Consider the following 16,200-nt stretch of genomic DNA (forward strand, 5'->3'; position numbering starts at 1 on the left):
CCGCGCGGCGCCGGCGACATGCGCAGGATGGTCCACTCCGTCGCTATTCCGGAGCCGGACTGAAGAAAATCTCCCGCACCTCGACCTGCCCCCGAGTGGCCGAGGCTCCCTTGCACGCCCACGCCAGCGCCTCGTCCATATCGGCGCACTCCAGTATCCAGAAGCCGCCGATATGTTCCTTGGCTTCAAGGTACGGTCCGTCGGTGATGAAGACTTCGCCGTCGGCTTGCGTCCGCAGCGACTTTGCACCACCAAGGCCACAGGCGAACTTCCTGACGCCGGCGTCGATCATTTCCTTGTTCAGCGCGTGGATGTCACGGCCGACGGATTCATCGATCTGGGACGGGTCGAAATCGTCCGGGAGGTAACCAGCAACCAGGTACTGCGGCATTGTCTTCTCCTTGAGTGGTTTCAGCCGGACCTGTCGTCCGCCTTACTGGTACGTCGAACGGAGGGTCGGGAATTCGACAGCCTGGCCGAAAATTATTTCGACGATAGCTGGGCGAATGCCTGCTCGAGCACCCCAGTCTTAACCGACCACGAAAAACGTGATGTAGATCGAGCGCGTTTCGATGTATTTCATCATGAGCTAACGAGCCGGGAGAGATGCTGATTACCACGTTTTCGCGGAGGATGGGACGCAAGGAGTCATCTCCAAGTGATCCGACGCGCAACGCGGTGTAGATGGAGGAACGAGATGACGACACATTTCAAAGCCGGATGGCCTTCGGAATCGGTCGACGCATTACTCGCGCAGGTGCGCTCGTACCGCCTGTCGAATCTGCCGGATGATTCCGGCTGGTCCTACGGCTGCGATCCGCAGGTTCTGCGTGAACTCTGCGTTTATTGGACCGATCATTTCGACGTCGATGCGATGGCCGAAGACCTGAACCGCTTTCCGCAGTTCACGGCGAACGTCGATGGGCTGATGCTCCATCTCGCCCACGTCCGGGGTGAGTCCGAGGGCAAGCGTCCATTGATGCTCGTTCACGGCTGGCCTGGTTCGACTTACGAATTCTGGCCGGCAGTGGAGGCCTTGGCTTTCCCATCCCGTACCGGTGGCCGTGCTGAAGATGCTTTTGACCTCGTCATTCCGTCGCTTCCGGGTTACGGCTTCTCCGCTAAGCCCAAACAGCCCATCGATCCGCGGCGTATCGGTGGATTGTTCGACACGCTGATGCACGAGGTCCTGGGATACGACCGCTATCTCGTCCATGGAACCGATTGGGGTGCGGTTATCGGCCCATGGATGGCGCTCGACCATGCCCGTTCCGTGCGCGGCCTGCACACCGATTATCTCGGCATAATCCCCGAAGACGTGCCACTGGACGAAGTGGAGCGGCGCTGGATGCACGACTCAACCGATCATGAAAAGCGGCTCGGCGCCTATTCACACCTGCAATCCACACGCGTGCAGTCGCTCGCCTATGCGATGCAGGATAACCCGGTAGCCCAGGCCGCCTGGATTCTCGAACGTTTTCACGATTGGGCCGACCTTCGCGAACGATCGCTCATCGACGTATTCGGTCGCGATCGATTGATCACCAGCATCATGCTTTATGTCATGACCGATACGTTCGCGACATCGACGTGGATCTATACCGCGTCTGACCGGGAAAAAAGCAAGGTGCTTCCGAAGGGTCGCCGGATCGAGGTACCCACCGGCTATGCGTCCTGGCCCGATCCGCGACATCCCGCTGTCCCACGCTCTCTCGTCGAACGCGCTTGCAACCTCGTCCATTGGAGTCAACAGCCGCGTGGTGGACACTTTCCGCCCACCGAGGCGCCGGAGGCATTCGTCGCCGATCTGCGCGCCTGGGCCCGCAGGATCGACGACGGCTAGTTCGGTCATCCAGCAGAGGAAGCCTTCGACGCAAAACGATTCATCACCGCCCGACGCACGTCGGATGGCCGCTTCGAAGTGATTGGCATCGACGATCGCCGGCGTGGACGTCCTCGCCGAGGGTATCCTTGCAACCATCGCCAACTCGTCACGAAGTGGCGTGCGCAGGAAGTCTTGTCGTCCAACGCCGAGGGCGACGCGTGTTGACGAGCTAGCCGTGACTTTCGTGAATGGCCGGACGTTAGCAGCGACGCGTAGGCGTGAGATGGACACTACCGACGGCAACCCTGCCGCTAGTCCTACAGGGTCCCATCCATCGTTCCCTCTATACTTGGGACATGAGCATCCTAAAGCCAAGATTTCCTGTCCAACACTTCCTCATTCGAGGCGGGATCCTAAAACAGACGCAGCGAAATGCACTCGTACGGAGTGCCATGAGGGACGCCGCCGCGGACAGGACGGCGAAGAATACTGAATCACCGAAGCCTCCGGTCAAGAGCCGATAAAGCGGAAATGGCTCGGAGGACTGACGTTTTTATCAACTGTCCCTTCTCGAGCGACTATCGGGAATTGATGGAAGCAATCGTGTTCACTGTCCTTGCTTCTGGGTTTCGACCGCGTTCCGCTTTAGAAGCAGGCGATAGCGGTGACGTCCGATTGGACAAGATTGTCCGTCTCATAAGGGAATCGGCGTACAGCATCCACGACCTTTCAGCTGTCGAACTCGACTGTCTGAATCAGCTCCCCCGATTCAACATGCCGTTCGAACTGGGGCTTGCCATTGGATTGAAGAAGGGCGCATCGCCGCCGCTGCGCCATTCGTTCCTGGAGCACGCTCGATACACTTCCCAGAAATGCCTTTCCGACATTTCCGGTCAAGATGCCCAGGCGCACCAAGGCGAGTCACGAAATGTGATCTCGATCGTCAGAAATTGGCTGCGGACTGAAGGCCGCCGGAGCGCCCTACCTGGCCAGGCCATCATTGATCGCGAGTTCAGGAGCTTCCGAAATGCCCTTCCGGCTATGTGCGATCGGGCAGGCCTGGATCGTGAGTCGCTCCCGTTCATCGAAATGATGGCCCTGGCGACCACGTGGCTGAAGCAGGCAAGCTAGCAGGCGCGCGAACGTGGTTTTGATCGTAGTTTTAGCCTTAATGAAACACCCGGTCCTTTCCTCAAAGAAAGCTTCCTGAAAATCGAGAGAGAGTAGGCTGCCCGAGGTAACCATCCCGGGCACTGAAGACCCTCATGCAAAAGCTGATTCTCCTTCTAGCGTTGCTGATCCTCGCGCCATTGGCGGCCGCCGCCGATTCACCCAAGGACGTGCAGGCCCTTATTGCTCGCGGCGACTATCCGGGAGCGGAAGCGCTGCTGCGCAACGCCATCGCGGAACATCCGCAAAGTGCGAAAGCCCATTACGTGCTGGCCGAGGTGCTCGCTCACGAAGGCAACATCGGCGAGGCGAAGACCGAGGCATCCAAGGCGGCAACGCTCGATCCGGGTACGCACTTCACCGATCCCGCGAAGTTCCAGGCTTTTCAGCGGAAACTGAACGAGGCGCTGGCCCCTGCGGCCAACGTTCGGACCGCGGCGGCTCCGGTTCGCGACAGCGGGGCCGGACAGCCGTCCCGCGACGAAGGCGGTTCATCTAACCTGCTCAAGATCCTGGCCATCGGGGCCGGTATCGCGCTTATCGCGTCTCTCTGGATGCGCCGGAAGCGCGCAGAGGATGGCCCGTCCATTGGCTATCCCTCCGCGCAGCCGCCGGGTGGAGCGCCACCGTATGGCGGCGGCTATCCAGGTAACGGAGCCTACGCCCCACCCCCGGCCCCACCTCCGCAAGGACATCCAGGCGTGGGAACGGCGGTAGCGGCTGGACTCGGCGGCGTGGCAGCGGGCATGTTGCTCGACGAAGCGCTTCGCTCGCACAGCGGCGGCCAGGTATCGCCGGACGCAGGCTCCGCCGTTCGCGACGACCGCGATCCTTCGGCACAGGCGTATGACGATCTTCGTAGTGATCCTGTCGACATGGGCAATGACGATAGTTCGTGGGATGACAGTTCATCGGGCGATAGTGGGTCTTCCGACGATGACTCGTGGTAACTGATGTGGTGCACGGCTTCTTTCGCGCCATGACAGTTTGAGGGTTCGCGGACAGGGTCCGCTCCCACCCGAAGCTCCCACCCGAAGCTGAACGCTCGCACCTACGGCGGCGTACCCCAGTTCATCCTGCCGCAAGGAAATCCAAGGCAGACTCGCGCTGGCAGTATCCCGGCCTCGTGCCTCGTACGGAGATAGACCCATGCGCCATTCCACCCTGCTGCTGGCCGCTTCCCTTGGCCTCGCCCTTGCCTCGCACGCCGTGGCTTCCGATCGTCCCGATCCGGGCAAGTTGACCACCCGCTGCCTGGATGCCGCCGCGGACAAGTTCGACGTGAAGAACGATTACATCCAACTGCAGCCGATCCAGGCCGCCGACGCCGGCTACACGATCGCCGGTACCGCCGACGCGGGCATGGATGGCAAGAAGAACTTCACCTGCCAGTTCGACAAGAAGGGCAAACTGGCCAATATCGTTCCCGAGAGTAAGTAAGCAAAAAGAAGGGCCGCGCGCAGGGCGCGGCCCTTCTTTTGGTTCCTCACGGAAGTACTGGAAGCGCGCTAGCAGAGTTGTTACACCCAGCCTTCCTCACCCGGGTGGGAAGCGGGCTGGCCCGCGATCCGTCATCCTGGGACGAGCGAACGAGGCGCTGCGTCGCCTCTAAGCGAGCGCTGGAAAGCCTCGCCCGATCACTGCAAAGCCTCCATCGCCAGCAAAAAGATTGAGGACTCGCGGGCCAGCCCGCTTCCCACCCGTCAGCTCTCCTCGCCGCACACGGCGAATGCGTCCTGTGGCGCGCTTACGCAGCGAAACCACCGTCGATCAACATGCGCGCACCCGTGATGTTGGCCGCCTCGGGTCCAGCAAGGTACGCGACAAGACTGGCGACCTCATCGGGATGGCCATAGCGCCCGACCGCGAGCATCGGGATAAGTCCAGCCGCCATCGGACCGTCCGCCGGATTCATATCGGTATCGATGGGACCCGGTTCCACGACATTCACGGTGATCCCCTTCGGACCGAGATCGCGCGCCAGGCCCTGCGTCAGGCCTTGCAGCGCCGATTTGCTCATCGCGTACACGGCACCACCAGCGAACGGCATGCGCTGCGCGTTGGTGCTGCCGATGTGGATGATGCGGCCACCCTTGCCCATGACGCGGGCTGCGGCACGGCTCGCGATCACGGCTGCACGGATGTTCACTGCGATCGTGCGATCGAGGTCTTCTGTCGTGAACTCCTCGATCGGCGCGATGGCGAGTACGCCGGCGCTGTTGACGAGGATGTCGAATCCGCCGAAAGACGCCTTCGTCTTGTTCACCGCTTCCTCGATCGCGGCGTCGTTGGCGCTATCCGCCTGGATCGCTACGGCACGGCCGCCAGCCTTGGCGATCTCGTCGACGACGGCGTTGGCGGCAGAAGCACCCTGCACATAGGTGATGGCGACGGAGGCGCCGCCGGCGGCCAGCCGACGGGCTATCGCGGCACCGATGCCACGCGAACCGCCGAGCACGAGGGCGCTCTTGCCCTGGATGGAATTAAGGTCGTTCATGATGTGGCTCCGGTAGGTGGTGTTCGATTCCCGAGCAAATCTAGGCTCTCGAAGCCTAAACCACTAGCGACCTAGTGGTAGTTTCATTCGATCCATCTGGTTTAGAGTCGCGCCATGGATACCCTCAATGGCATCGCTTGCTTCATACGCAGCGCCGAACTGGGCAATTTCGCCGCCGCCGCGCGCGTGCTCGGACTCACGCCCGCCGCGGTGGGCAAGAATGTGGCACGCCTGGAGGTGGAATTGGGGGTCCGCCTGTTTCAGCGAACCACCCGACGACTCTCGCTCACGGAAGCGGGCGAGGCCTTCCGGCTGGAAGTCCAGGGCAGCCTGGATCAACTCCAGGGCGCCATGGCCAACGCACAGGCACGCACGACCGGCCCCGCCGGATCGCTGAGGGTCGCGCTTCCCTATGCCTTCGGCAGGGAATACATCGTCCCGATGCTCGCCTCGTTCCTGAAAGCCTTTCCCGCCGTGAGGCCCGACTGGCGTTTCGACAACCGTCCGGTCGACCTCATCGCCGAAGGATTCGACGTCGCCATCGGTGGAGGCTTCGACATGCGGCCGGGCGTCGTCGCCCGTGCGCTCGCACCGGCTCATCGCATCCTGGTGGCGTCGCCGGAGTTCCTTGCGAACGGTCCCGCGATCGCCACGCCTGCGGATCTCGCCGGCCGCGAAGGCATCCTCATTCGTTCACCGCAAACCGGCCGCGTGAGGGATTGGGTGCTTTCCAACCGGCATGGAGAGGAAGCGGCCGTGGAGCTGGATCGCCGCATCCTTTTCGACGATCCCGACGCCGCCGGTCACGCTGCCGCACTCGGCATGGGCGTCGCACTGCTTGCCGTGCAATCCGCCCTGCCCTGGATGGAGCGAGGACGGATCGTGCGCGTGTTGCCAGACTGGTGGGTCGAAGGTGGTCACCTGTCGCTTTACTACCCGGCGCAACGCCTGCTGCCGCAGAAGACGAGACTGTTCATCGATCACATCGTGGACTGCTTTCGGGAGCAGGACTTGCCAGCGCGGTTTTCCGCGTTCGATACGGCCGGTTAAACCGGTCTCGATGCTGGGGCCCCGCATCGCCGATGGGCATGGGCGGATCTTCGCGTGCCCCGTTTCGGCTTTCGCTCCGCCACAAGAAAGACAGACGGCGCGGTGAAGGTAGCGGCTCTGGCTCGCATCTCGCACCGGGGGGACCCACTCATGAAGACGACGGCATGGATCGGCTTTGTCATCGCGCTATCGCTCACTGTCGGCGCCGCGATGGCGACGACGGGGAGCGAGCCGCTGCTCAACCGGCAGGACCGGCCCTGGCAACCCGCGGCTCCGGCGGTGCAGACGCCGCTCTGGCCAAAGGGACTTTCCATCGCCGCACCCGCCTTGCCCGGCAAGGAAGTGTTCGGAACAGGACGAGGGAAGATCGCTGGTCTTCCGGTCACGGTGGTCCAGCATGTATCGGTTCCAACCATGACGATCTATCGTCCGAGCGGCAAGAACACGGGAGCCGCCGTGGTCGTGTTTCCCGGGGGCGGCTATCGGATATTGGCGATCGATCTCGAAGGCACCGAAGTCTGCGACTGGCTCACGCCCAAGGGCATCACCTGTGTCGTCCTCAAGTATCGGGTTCCCGGCTCGGGCCCCTACTGGAACGACGAATGCAATTGCAGGCGCGACCCCGCGGAACCGATGGCCTTGCAGGATGCGCAACGGGCGATCAGCCTGCTGCGCCAACAAGCCAGCGCCCTCGGCATCGATCCACACAAGATCGGCGTCATCGGCTTCTCCGCCGGCGGTCGCATAGTCGCCGACGTCAGCAATCATGCACGGCGCAGCTATCGACCTGTCGATGCGGCCGACCTTCAAAGCGCGAGACCCGATTTCGCCATCGCGCTTTATCCCGGCCATCTCTGGAAGAACCCGGGATTGACACTCGATCCTGGCGTAAAGATCGACCCGCATGCCCCGCCCACGCTCATCATCCAGGCGGAGAACGATCCCACCGACGATATCCGCGAGTCGCTTACCTACTACCTCGCACTCCAGCAGGCGAACGTCCCGGTAGAGATGCATCTATATGCGAAGGGAGGCCACGCTTTCGGTTTGCGAAAGACGGCCGACCCCATCACCGGATGGCCGTCGCTGGCGGAACGATGGATGAGCACGATCGGCATCGTTCCTTCTGTCGGACCTTAGGACATGGAAGGTGACGGACGGGGTTTCCGGAAGGTCAACCACAAGGCGGAAAGAAGGAAATAAAGGCCGCCGAAGCCTGCGTACGGCGCGAGCTGCGCGAGACCCGGCGCCGCGCCGAACGACTGGATGATGAAGATGACACCGGCGAGCGCGGACTGACCGCCGCTGATCATCATGAACACCTGGCCGCCGAGTTTGCGGCGGTGGATGCCGACGGCCAGCTGGAAGAGCCCGGCCAGCAGTGCCCATGCGCCGAATACCAGCACACCGCCCGCGTTTCCCCGCAAGACGAACGCGACGGCCATGACCACGGCCGTGATCACGCTGACGAGAGCGTTGAATTTCTGGCCGGGATTGGCCTGCAAGCCACCGCTTCGGCGGGCATCGAGGATGTTGGCGAGTGCGTCCCAGGCGGGATAGACGACCAGCAACACCGCTGCGAGAGCTATGGGTGCAGGCGCTGACAGGAGTACCGCGGCCACCCAGGCGAAGGCGACGCCCGCGCGCAGGTAGTAGAAGGATCGGAGGGAATTCATGGGATAAGTCCTTGGAAAGTCGACACACCCTACTAGTAGGTAGGCAAGGCGTCAACTTCATCCAGATGAATCTTTGTTTATTAGCTTTCCCCCTCGAGGATGCCCCGGCAGCTACCTACCACATGGTAGAATAACGTCATGAGCACCCAACAAAAACTCATCGATTCAGCACGTTACCTCATCCAGACGCGCGGCTATAACGGCTTCAGCTACGCCGATGTCGCCCAGCAGGTGCAGGTACGAAAGGCGAGCATCCACCACCACTTTCCGGCCAAGGCCGATCTCGCCCGGGCGGTGGTGGAGGAATCCCGCGCCTTGATCGTCGCGCAGACACGGACGCTCGATGACGGCGTCTTCGACCCCGAAGAACAACTCCGCTTCTACACCGGGTATTGGGAGCGGTGTATCGCCGACGCGTCCGCTCCGTTCTGCGTCGCCGGCATGCTCGCCAGCGAACTGCCGACCCTCCCCCCCGACCTGGCCGATAACGTGCGCGCGCATTTCCGCGACTTGTCGAATTGGCTGGAAACCGTATTGACCAAGGGAGCGCAACTCGGCCTTTTCGAACTGCGCGGCTCGGCCCGCCTGGAAGCGGAATCGTTCATGTCGATGGTTTATGGCGCGATGCTTACCGCGCGTGCGTACGGCGACCCGAAGGTGTTCGCGGACATCGTCGACGGCGGCTTGAAGAAGCTCTTGCGTCATTCCGCAGGCTGAAGGCTAACTTCGCCTCCCGCCATTATCGTCGCTCGATCGATTATCAGGACACCCAATTAGTCAATCGCGAAACGATATGCCAGCCAGCCGCGTCGCGAGACATCACCAATGTGGTTGATCCGGCGCAAAGCCTTCCGCAGTAGTACACATAGGTCACATCGTAATTTCCATCCGGCCGCCGCAGTGGAACATCGATGTGGTAATGCATGGGACCGTTGGGTGTGTCCGCCGCACCAGCGGGTTTCGGTGCCTTGCTTCCGGGAAGCACATCGATCCCATCGGGGTGGAAACGCGACAAGACGGCCGCGGGCGGGTCGACCGTCTTTCCGTCACCCGCATTGACCGTGACATACCATCGGCTTTTCGGCGTAGAAGGGCCTGGAACCTTCGGCACCAGGTCGCTGAGGACGGCGATCCATAGCGATGGCAGATCGGTCGGCGGGTGTCGCCCCGCCTCTTCACGAGCCTTGGCGATCGTCTTGGCCTTGAGCACCTCCTCGCTCACGTTACCGGTCGCGGCACATCCATCACGGTGCTCGTAACGCGCGCACACCTCGCCTGTGTTTTCATCGATGGTCACGATGAAACCTTCACCATCGCCGGGCCTGACCAGTGTGATCCATTGCCCGATGCTCGCATCGTAGCCTTGCGGACTGACGATCACGTCTCTTACGCCGGGCACCTGACGGGCCACGGCGGAACTGGCTGAAAGAGCATCCATCGGTGACAGCCAAGGCGGCGGTTCGGCAAATGCCGGTGCCGCCGCCAAAACACCCAGCAACAATACCCCAAGCTGGACAGAGGCCCTCGAACCGGTCGTCGCGTTCATGACTTTTGCAAGCTCCGTGCCCTCCCCAGGGCATCAAGTGGGAGCATAGCTCACAAACATTTGTGCATTGCCGCTCATCCTGAACTGGCGAAGCCATCACGCCGACGCTCGCATCATTCGTAGCCAACTCATCATCCCCGCCCGTGGCGGGCCGCCGCGATGAAACACTCCTGGTCAAATGGGTGTGCACGATCCGAACCTGACTGGCAGCGACGCGAATTCCTCCGTCGTGGTATCGCCGCCGCCGGAGGGCTCGGTCTCGCCAGCGTCGGCGGCACGCTGGGCTTGTCCAGTCTGTTCGCCGAGCCCGCCGCCGCGCAGAGCGTGCCACCCGTCGAAACGATCGTGCGCGCACGCCGCGAATTGATCATGTTCCACGGCCAGTCGAACGCCATGGGCACCGGCGGAAATCCCGCGCTCACCCTGCAACAGGCGTATGCGAACGTCGGTTTCAACGGCGGCGTGCGTCCCGGCATCGATCCGGCTGCGATGACCAGCCTGATCCCCCTTGTGGAATACGACGGTGGTCACGGAACCGGCGGTGAGGTCGGCACCAATGCGTGCGCCGACGGATTGGTGGAATACACCGCCAGCCTGGGCGCTATTCCGTTCGCCGCGCAATACAGCCGCTACAGCGCCTTTACCAGCGGCGAGGGAGGCCGGCCCATCGGCTACTTCGCGAGCTTCCTCGATGACGCGAACCTCGGTGGCTACCAAGGATGGAACGACAGCCAGCTACGCCTCAAGGCGATGTTGTCGTTGATGCGCGCCGAAGCGCAGGTCGAAGGCGGAAGCATTGGTTGGTTGGCCACGACATGGCAACAGGGTGAAGCCGATTCCACCGGGCTTACCGAGACACGCGAGAGTTACAGGAGCAAGCTCATCGCGCTGGAACGCTGCCACTGGTTGAAGCTTTGCCAGGTCGACTTGCCCGAGCAAGGCTGGCGTCCGTTATGGCTGGTGGCGCAGGTATCCAGCCATAACAGCTACGGCACTGCCAGCATGGCCTTCTGCAATCCATTCATCGCGCTCGCACAGCGCGATGCATGCCTTGCCAGCCCCTATCTGCGAATGACCAATCCGCAATACCTCTTCGACTATGCGGATGAATCGGCGCTCGGCCAGCCGATGCTGCACCTGACCAATGAAAGCCACCGTTGGCAAGGCCGGTACTTCGCGCGCGCCCTTTACCAGCTGATACAGGATCGAACGGCAGGCGTTGCGCTGCGCAATCCATCGCTGGACATGGTCCAGGCCATCGTCGTGAACGCGCGCACGATCTTCGTGGTGTTCAACGTTCCTGCTGGGATACTGACGCTGGATACGAGCTGGGTCACGGCGACACGCAACGACGGCCTGGACGTGCGCGATGCCGGTGGGGCCATCGTGCCGGCCAGCGGAAGCGACGACAACCTGATCGAGTCAGTGCGCGTGATCGCCGGGAATACCTTGCAGCTGCGTCTCAAGGCCGACCTTCCGCCAACCGCAAGCATGATCAGCCTGGGCTGGGGCGATCCTGCCGAACCTGCGCCGATAGCGGGCCGGCTCGGTGGTCCGCGGAGCAATATCCGCGACAGCGCCGGCGATATCGATACCTACGTGGCCAGCGATGGAACGACGCGGCCCATGCACAACTATGCGCTCGTGGGCGACGTCGCCCTGTCATGAAAGGCAGCACGGCGAAAGGCGGGAGCACGGTCGCTCCCGCCGGTTCACACGGACGATCGTTTCTCAGCGAACCGATTTGAACGCGGCACGCAGTTCTTCGGCGAAGATCTGCGGTTGTTCCCATGCCGCAAAGTGCCCGCCCTTGCTCACCTGGTTGTAGTAATACAGGCTCGGATAGGCCTTCTCGCTCCAGCTCTTCGGCGCGCGGTAGATTTCATGCGGGAAGACCGTGATGGCGACGGGTACCTTGATTTCGGTAGTCCGCTGCGTAACGGAACTGAAGTTGTTGTTGTTGTTTTCCCAGTAGAAGCGCGACGACGACGCACCGGTGTTCGTGAGCCAGTACAGCGTGATGTCGTTGAGCATCTCGTCCCTGCTCAGCACACGTTCGGGCACGCCGTCGCTATCGCTCCACTGCGCGAACTTTTCGTACATCCATGCGGCCAATCCGGCCGGCGAATCGGAGAGCGAATAGCCGATGGTCTGCGGACGCGTGACCATCATCGCGCCGTAGGCAGCGTTGCGGCCAAAGAACGTGCTCAGCGACTGGTAGGCCTCTTTCTCGTCGGGGGCCAGGCCCGCCGGTGCCGGGTCGCCGCTGTTGATGGCCTTGGCGAGGTCTCCCGGTACGGTCGCGGGCATGTTCAGGTGAATGGCGAGCAATCCTTTCGGCGCCTGGCGGGCCAGCGCGTCCGAGATCACCGAACCATGGTCACCACCCTGCGACACGTAATGCGTGTAGCCCAGCCGCTTCATCAGCACGTCCCAGGCGCGTGCCGTGCGGTCGGGGCCCCAGCCCAGGGCCGTCGGCTTGCCGGAGAAGCCGTAGCCGGGGATGGCTGGGATGACCACGTCGAAAGCGTCCTCCGCGCGGCCACCGTAGGCCGTGGGGTCGGTCAATGGGCCGATGGTCTTGATGAACTCGAAGGGCGAGCCCGGCCAACCGTGGGTCAGGATGACGGGAAGCGCGTTGGGGTGGCGGGAGCGGACGTGGATGAACTGGATGTCGACGCCATCGATCGTGGTGACGAACTGCGGTAGGGCGTTGAGCTGGGCCTCGGCCTTGCGCCAGTCGTAACCCGTGCCCCAATAGCGGACCAGTTCCTGGACGCGAGCCAGTTGGATGCCCTGGGAATCGTCCTTCACCAGCTCCTTGTCCGGCCAGCGCGTTTCCGCGATGCGGCGGCGCAGGTCGTCGAGTTGCTCCTGCGGAACATGGACGTGGAACGGGCGGATGCTCTCGTCGACCTTGGTTGTCTTGGCCGTGGCATCCGCCGCTTGATCGAAAGCGGCGGCAGGCTGCGCGTAGAGTGTCGGCGCAAGCATGGCGAAGCCCAGGGCGACAGCGAGCGCGCGCTGGGTGAAGGAAGGTTTCCGGAACATGTGTGCGTGTGCGGCTGACATCGTCGTTCTCCTGTGGGCTTTTCTGGATTGCGGACGCCCGGCTTGCTTGCCTCGACGTGTGGGCAGTCTATGAAGGCCGTTCCGTTCCGATGGTGTCCAGGAATGGACGATTTGAAACGATGTGTATCTCAAGGCGCGCGGATACAAATGGATACAAATGCATTGCCCCGCCGCGCGTTGCCCACGTCACGGTGTTTCACTCGAAACACCAATACGTCGACCGAAAGCACGCTAGGATCGGGCAGTCAAACGCCGCCCAGGCCACGGATCGAGCAGGCAGGCAGCCTTTACCAGAGAAAACCGCCATGCAGAACCTACTGTTGCAGACCACCATCGAAGGGGACCCCGACGACTGGAACATCTCGCGTTTCAGTCACCTGAAGGCGTTCCTGGAGAACCTTCGTGACGACGACGGGCGGCCGGCCTTCCGCGTCACCGCCCGCAACCGCGACCCACTCGGAAAGGCCGACTCCGTCCTTTCGCGACTCCACGAGTCGGACGTCCATCAGTTATGGCTCTTCGCCGTCGATACCGGTGATGGTCTTACCGACGAGGATTGCGACGGGATAAGCCAGTTCCGCCGGCGCGGTGGCGGCATGATGGTGACCCGGGACCACATGGACCTCGGCAGTTCGATATGCACGCTCGGCGGGGTAGGTGCGGCGCACCACTTCCATACACGTAACCCCGACCCGGACCCGAGCCGGTGCTGCGTCGACGACCGCGCCACCACCTATATCTCGTGGCCGAACTATCACTCCGGGGCGAACGGCGATTACCAGCATGTGCAGCCCGTCGGCGACGTGCATCCCGTCCTGCGCGATCCGCAGTCGGAGGAAGGTTTCATCCGCTACCTGCCCTCACACCCTCACGAGGGTGCGGTCGGTGCTCCTGCAGGGGACGAGACCAGCCGGGTGATCCTGCGAGGGCGCAGCCAGGCCACGGAAAGGGAATTCAACCTGGCGGTAGCGTTCGAGCGTTCCGACCAGGGTGGCCGGGCCATCGCGCAGTCGACGTTCCATCATTTCGCGGACTACAACTGGGATACCTCCGCCGGTAGCCCTTCGTTCGTATCGGAAGCACCCGGTGACGGAATGATCCGTTTCCCGGAAGCCTTACGCTCCACCCACCAGTACGTCCGGAACGTCGCCTTCTGGCTTGGTGGCGCCGATGAGAGGCTCGTATGAATATCGTCGTCATCGGTGGGCGGGGTCTCGTCGGCCGGAACATCGTGGATCGTCTGCGAGCGCAGGGCCATGACGTGACGGCCGCGTCGCGTGCCACCGGCGTGGACGTGATCACAGGTACCGGCCTCGATCAGTGCCTCGCCGGTGCCGAGGTCGTGATCGATGTCAGTAACTCGCCCACCTTCGACGACGTGGCCGCGTTCGAGTTCTTCGAGGCGGCCGCCATCCATCTGCTCGAAGCCGAAGCCCGGGCCGGGGTAAAACACCATCTTTCGCTATCGATTGTCGGCACGCACCGGTTGGCGGCCCTCGGCAGCGACTACCTGCGCGGCAAGGCGTTGCAGGATCGCCTGATCAGGGAATCCGGCATTCCCTTCACGATCGTGCACGCGACCCAGTTCTATGAATTCCTGGTCGCTATCGTCACGTCGGCCGTGCGCGACCAGACGGTCCACCTGCCGCCCGCTTATATCCAGCCTGTCGCGTCCGACGAGGTCGCGGCGTTGATGGCTGACCTCGCGGTTGGCGCGCCGCTCAATGGTTCGATCGAGGTGGCGGGTCCCGAGCGCGATCGCATGTCGCAACTCATCCAGCGGTTCGTCGTCGATATCGAGGCGCCGTGCGATGTGGTCGCCAACGTGCAGGCGCCTTACTTCGGCGCCACCCTCGATGAGCTGACCCTGGTGCCGCATGGCGATGCGCATATTGGCGGGGTGGGCTTTCAGGCGTGGTGGCAACAGTCGGAATTTGCCCGCGTCAGTTGGTGATGACGTAGGGTTACGGCTCGGCTTCGCCATCGTGGTGGCTTGGGCTCGAGGCATGGGAGTCGTTGGTCGCCACCCTGGTCGCTAAGTCCTCGTCCGGCCTACGCCTCCCTGCGGAATCGCTCCCAGGGTGACGCCCAACGACTCCCTTCCGGCTCGTGACGGGGGCTTGTTGGAAAGCATGGAATGAGCTTCTGCGACGGCCTAGAACCTGTGGCGCGGACCCTCCAGCCACGATTGCAGCTGTTGGTTATCCATTCCTCTTCCGAGTTTCCCATCCATATATCGCCACGCGTTCTCATGATGCTCGGCGTCAAGTGAATCGATGCAATCCTTGGCAAGGATGACATCAAGGTCGCGTTGATATGCGTCGACCACCGTCGTTCGGATACAGGCGTGTGTGTTCACGCCAGCGATGACCAGTTGGTCGCACTCGAGACGTTCGAGAAGTTCGTCAAGAGGCGTCCGGAAAAAGGCGCTATATCGATTCTTCAAGATGAGGTAATCGATATCCCTCTGGTCTAGTTCCGGCAAAATCGCAGCGCCCGGCGTTCCACGAATGACTACCTTCGTCTGGTTCCTTCGTACTTCCAGCGAAGCATCACTCAGATCTGGCGAGAACTCCTGTCGAATCCAAATAACGGGACAACCTGCCGCACGCGTGATAGCCACTAATGAGTTTGTCCGGCTTACCAGTTCAGCCCTGCGGCTGGCCAGCCGCGGATGGGCGAAGAAATCCACCTGCATGTCGATGATGAGAGCGGCGACCGTCATGATGGCTGGACCCGGTGTGTTCGTGCAGATTATCCATAATCCGATCCTTGGGCGATCACTTGGCGGGTGCTATGCGATCCACGGCCAGGTTCAATGCCAGCACGTTGACGCGCGGTTCGCCGAGTACGCCGAACTGGCGGCCTTGCGTGTTGGCGGCCACCAGTTCGCGGACCTTCGCTGGGTCCACATTCCGCATGCGGGCCACACGGGCGACCTGGTATTCGGCGGCGGCGGGGCTGATCTCGGGGTCGAGGCCGCTGCCTGATGCGGTGACCAGGTCGACGGGAACGGAGGCGTCGTTCGATGGGTCGACCTGCTTCAGCGCGTCGATTCGCTGCTTCACCGCATCGGTGAGGGCGGGGTTGGTCGGGCCCTGGTTGGAGCCGGACGACGAGGCGCCGTTGTTCGGATTGGGCGTCGTGGCCGAGGGGCGACCCCAGAAATACCTGGGCTCGGAGAACGCCTGGCCGATCAACGTGGAGCCGATCGTCTTGCCATCCTTCTCGACCAGGCTTCCATTGGCCTTCGCGTGGAACATCGCTTGGGCCAGGCCGGTGGCCGCCAGCGGATACAGGATGCCGGTAAGTACCGTCATGGCGATGAAGAGTACGACGCACTGCCTGATGAGTTTTTTCATGA

Annotated in this window: 17 protein-coding genes; 10 read left to right on the plus strand and 7 right to left on the minus strand. The window is 62.4% G+C overall.

What is annotated here, in order from left to right:
* Positions 1-43: 43 nt before the first annotated feature.
* Positions 44-391, minus strand: a complete 348-nt coding sequence (locus AB6730_RS14015; RefSeq protein WP_371024221.1) for a YciI family protein — start codon at positions 389-391, stop codon at positions 44-46.
* A gap of 306 nt (positions 392-697) precedes the next feature.
* On the opposite strand from AB6730_RS14015, the gene AB6730_RS14020 reads away from it, so the two are divergent.
* The 4 genes from AB6730_RS14020 to AB6730_RS14035 all read left to right on the plus strand — a co-directional run bounded on the left by AB6730_RS14020 (position 698) and on the right by AB6730_RS14035 (position 4,435).
* Complete coding sequence (locus AB6730_RS14020) at positions 698-1,843, plus strand: epoxide hydrolase family protein (protein ID WP_371024222.1); 1,146 nt, start codon at positions 698-700, stop codon at positions 1,841-1,843.
* Between the two features lie 573 nt (positions 1,844-2,416).
* Positions 2,417-2,956 (plus strand): hypothetical protein, encoded by a 540-nt coding sequence (locus tag AB6730_RS14025; protein WP_371024223.1) that lies wholly within the window; start codon positions 2,417-2,419, stop codon positions 2,954-2,956.
* A gap of 134 nt (positions 2,957-3,090) precedes the next feature.
* Entirely contained in the window at positions 3,091-3,945 is an 855-nt protein-coding gene (locus AB6730_RS14030) for a tetratricopeptide repeat protein (RefSeq protein WP_371024224.1), read from the plus strand.
* A 199-nt stretch (positions 3,946-4,144) separates the two neighbouring features.
* Complete coding sequence (locus AB6730_RS14035) at positions 4,145-4,435, plus strand: hypothetical protein (protein WP_371024225.1); 291 nt, start codon at positions 4,145-4,147, stop codon at positions 4,433-4,435.
* 307 nt (positions 4,436-4,742) lie between these two features.
* Here the strand turns inward: AB6730_RS14035 and AB6730_RS14040 are convergent, their stop codons facing one another.
* The gene (locus AB6730_RS14040; protein ID WP_371024226.1) at positions 4,743-5,492 is read right to left on the minus strand and encodes a 3-oxoacyl-ACP reductase family protein; all 750 of its coding nucleotides are present in this window, start codon (positions 5,490-5,492) and stop codon (positions 4,743-4,745) included.
* A 114-nt stretch (positions 5,493-5,606) separates the two neighbouring features.
* Between AB6730_RS14040 and AB6730_RS14045 the strand changes: the two genes are divergently transcribed.
* Together AB6730_RS14045 and AB6730_RS14050 are read left to right on the plus strand one after the other, a co-directional pair.
* The gene (locus AB6730_RS14045) at positions 5,607-6,542 is read left to right on the plus strand and encodes a LysR family transcriptional regulator (protein WP_371024227.1); all 936 of its coding nucleotides are present in this window, start codon (positions 5,607-5,609) and stop codon (positions 6,540-6,542) included.
* Between the two features lie 150 nt (positions 6,543-6,692).
* The gene (locus tag AB6730_RS14050; RefSeq protein WP_371024228.1) at positions 6,693-7,682 is read left to right on the plus strand and encodes an alpha/beta hydrolase; all 990 of its coding nucleotides are present in this window, start codon (positions 6,693-6,695) and stop codon (positions 7,680-7,682) included.
* Here AB6730_RS14050 and AB6730_RS14055 read toward each other — a convergent pair.
* Positions 7,679-8,218 carry a hypothetical protein gene (locus AB6730_RS14055; RefSeq protein ID WP_371024229.1) on the minus strand — a complete coding sequence of 180 codons (540 nt, stop codon included), beginning with the start codon at positions 8,216-8,218 and terminating at the stop codon, positions 7,679-7,681. The two genes, AB6730_RS14050 and AB6730_RS14055, sit on opposite strands and share 4 nt — an antisense overlap.
* Before the next feature lie 138 nt (positions 8,219-8,356).
* Between AB6730_RS14055 and AB6730_RS14060 the strand changes: the two genes are divergently transcribed.
* A complete protein-coding gene (locus tag AB6730_RS14060) occupies positions 8,357-8,935 on the plus strand; it encodes a TetR/AcrR family transcriptional regulator (RefSeq protein ID WP_371024230.1) in 579 nt (192 codons plus the stop codon).
* A gap of 43 nt (positions 8,936-8,978) precedes the next feature.
* Here the strand turns inward: AB6730_RS14060 and AB6730_RS14065 are convergent, their stop codons facing one another.
* Complete coding sequence (locus AB6730_RS14065) at positions 8,979-9,764, minus strand: hypothetical protein (protein ID WP_371024231.1); 786 nt, start codon at positions 9,762-9,764, stop codon at positions 8,979-8,981.
* A 159-nt stretch (positions 9,765-9,923) separates the two neighbouring features.
* Here AB6730_RS14065 and AB6730_RS14070 point away from each other — a divergent pair, with 159 nt between their 5' ends.
* Positions 9,924-11,432: a hypothetical protein gene (locus AB6730_RS14070; protein WP_371024232.1), complete on the plus strand. Its 1,509-nt coding sequence runs from the start codon at positions 9,924-9,926 to the stop codon at positions 11,430-11,432.
* A gap of 63 nt (positions 11,433-11,495) precedes the next feature.
* Here the strand turns inward: AB6730_RS14070 and AB6730_RS14075 are convergent, their stop codons facing one another.
* On the minus strand, positions 11,496-12,836 hold the full coding sequence (locus AB6730_RS14075; protein ID WP_371024233.1) for an epoxide hydrolase family protein: 1,341 nt from the start codon (positions 12,834-12,836) through the stop codon (positions 11,496-11,498).
* Positions 12,837-13,141: 305 nt separating this feature from the next.
* On the opposite strand from AB6730_RS14075, the gene AB6730_RS14080 reads away from it, so the two are divergent.
* Both AB6730_RS14080 and AB6730_RS14085 read left to right on the plus strand, forming a co-directional pair.
* The gene (locus AB6730_RS14080) at positions 13,142-14,023 is read left to right on the plus strand and encodes a hypothetical protein (RefSeq protein WP_371024234.1); all 882 of its coding nucleotides are present in this window, start codon (positions 13,142-13,144) and stop codon (positions 14,021-14,023) included.
* Positions 14,020-14,790, plus strand: coding sequence for an SDR family oxidoreductase (locus AB6730_RS14085; RefSeq protein ID WP_371024235.1), 771 nt, complete (start codon positions 14,020-14,022; stop codon positions 14,788-14,790). Before AB6730_RS14080 ends, AB6730_RS14085 begins: the two co-directional genes overlap by 4 nt.
* A 201-nt stretch (positions 14,791-14,991) precedes the next feature.
* Here AB6730_RS14085 and AB6730_RS14090 read toward each other — a convergent pair whose 3' ends face one another.
* Together AB6730_RS14090 and kdpC are read right to left on the minus strand one after the other, a co-directional pair.
* A complete protein-coding gene (locus AB6730_RS14090; protein WP_371024236.1) occupies positions 14,992-15,561 on the minus strand; it encodes a cysteine hydrolase family protein in 570 nt (189 codons plus the stop codon).
* Positions 15,562-15,616: 55 nt separating this feature from the next.
* Positions 15,617-16,198, minus strand: a complete 582-nt coding sequence (gene kdpC / locus AB6730_RS14095) for a potassium-transporting ATPase subunit KdpC (RefSeq protein ID WP_371024237.1) — start codon at positions 16,196-16,198, stop codon at positions 15,617-15,619.
* Between the last annotated feature and the right edge of the window lie 2 nt (positions 16,199-16,200).

This window comes from Luteibacter sp. RCC_6_2, from assembly GCF_041360655.1.
In the GTDB taxonomy this organism is placed as follows: Bacteria; Pseudomonadota; Gammaproteobacteria; order Xanthomonadales; family Rhodanobacteraceae; genus Luteibacter.

Coding starts and splice junctions, on each gene's coding strand:
- AB6730_RS14015 (WP_371024221.1), bottom strand. CDS start 391: ATGCCGCAGTACCTGGTTGCTGGTTACCTCCCGGACGATTTCGACCCG.
- AB6730_RS14020 (WP_371024222.1), top strand. CDS start 698: ATGACGACACATTTCAAAGCCGGATGGCCTTCGGAATCGGTCGACGCA.
- AB6730_RS14025 (WP_371024223.1), top strand. CDS start 2,417: ATGGAAGCAATCGTGTTCACTGTCCTTGCTTCTGGGTTTCGACCGCGT.
- AB6730_RS14030 (WP_371024224.1), top strand. CDS start 3,091: ATGCAAAAGCTGATTCTCCTTCTAGCGTTGCTGATCCTCGCGCCATTG.
- AB6730_RS14035 (WP_371024225.1), top strand. CDS start 4,145: ATGCGCCATTCCACCCTGCTGCTGGCCGCTTCCCTTGGCCTCGCCCTT.
- AB6730_RS14040 (WP_371024226.1), bottom strand. CDS start 5,492: ATGAACGACCTTAATTCCATCCAGGGCAAGAGCGCCCTCGTGCTCGGC.
- AB6730_RS14045 (WP_371024227.1), top strand. CDS start 5,607: ATGGATACCCTCAATGGCATCGCTTGCTTCATACGCAGCGCCGAACTG.
- AB6730_RS14050 (WP_371024228.1), top strand. CDS start 6,693: ATGAAGACGACGGCATGGATCGGCTTTGTCATCGCGCTATCGCTCACT.
- AB6730_RS14055 (WP_371024229.1), bottom strand. CDS start 8,218: ATGAATTCCCTCCGATCCTTCTACTACCTGCGCGCGGGCGTCGCCTTC.
- AB6730_RS14060 (WP_371024230.1), top strand. CDS start 8,357: ATGAGCACCCAACAAAAACTCATCGATTCAGCACGTTACCTCATCCAG.
- AB6730_RS14065 (WP_371024231.1), bottom strand. CDS start 9,764: ATGAACGCGACGACCGGTTCGAGGGCCTCTGTCCAGCTTGGGGTATTG.
- AB6730_RS14070 (WP_371024232.1), top strand. CDS start 9,924: ATGAAACACTCCTGGTCAAATGGGTGTGCACGATCCGAACCTGACTGG.
- AB6730_RS14075 (WP_371024233.1), bottom strand. CDS start 12,836: ATGTCAGCCGCACACGCACACATGTTCCGGAAACCTTCCTTCACCCAG.
- AB6730_RS14080 (WP_371024234.1), top strand. CDS start 13,142: ATGCAGAACCTACTGTTGCAGACCACCATCGAAGGGGACCCCGACGAC.
- AB6730_RS14085 (WP_371024235.1), top strand. CDS start 14,020: ATGAATATCGTCGTCATCGGTGGGCGGGGTCTCGTCGGCCGGAACATC.
- AB6730_RS14090 (WP_371024236.1), bottom strand. CDS start 15,561: ATGACGGTCGCCGCTCTCATCATCGACATGCAGGTGGATTTCTTCGCC.
- kdpC (WP_371024237.1), bottom strand. CDS start 16,198: ATGAAAAAACTCATCAGGCAGTGCGTCGTACTCTTCATCGCCATGACG.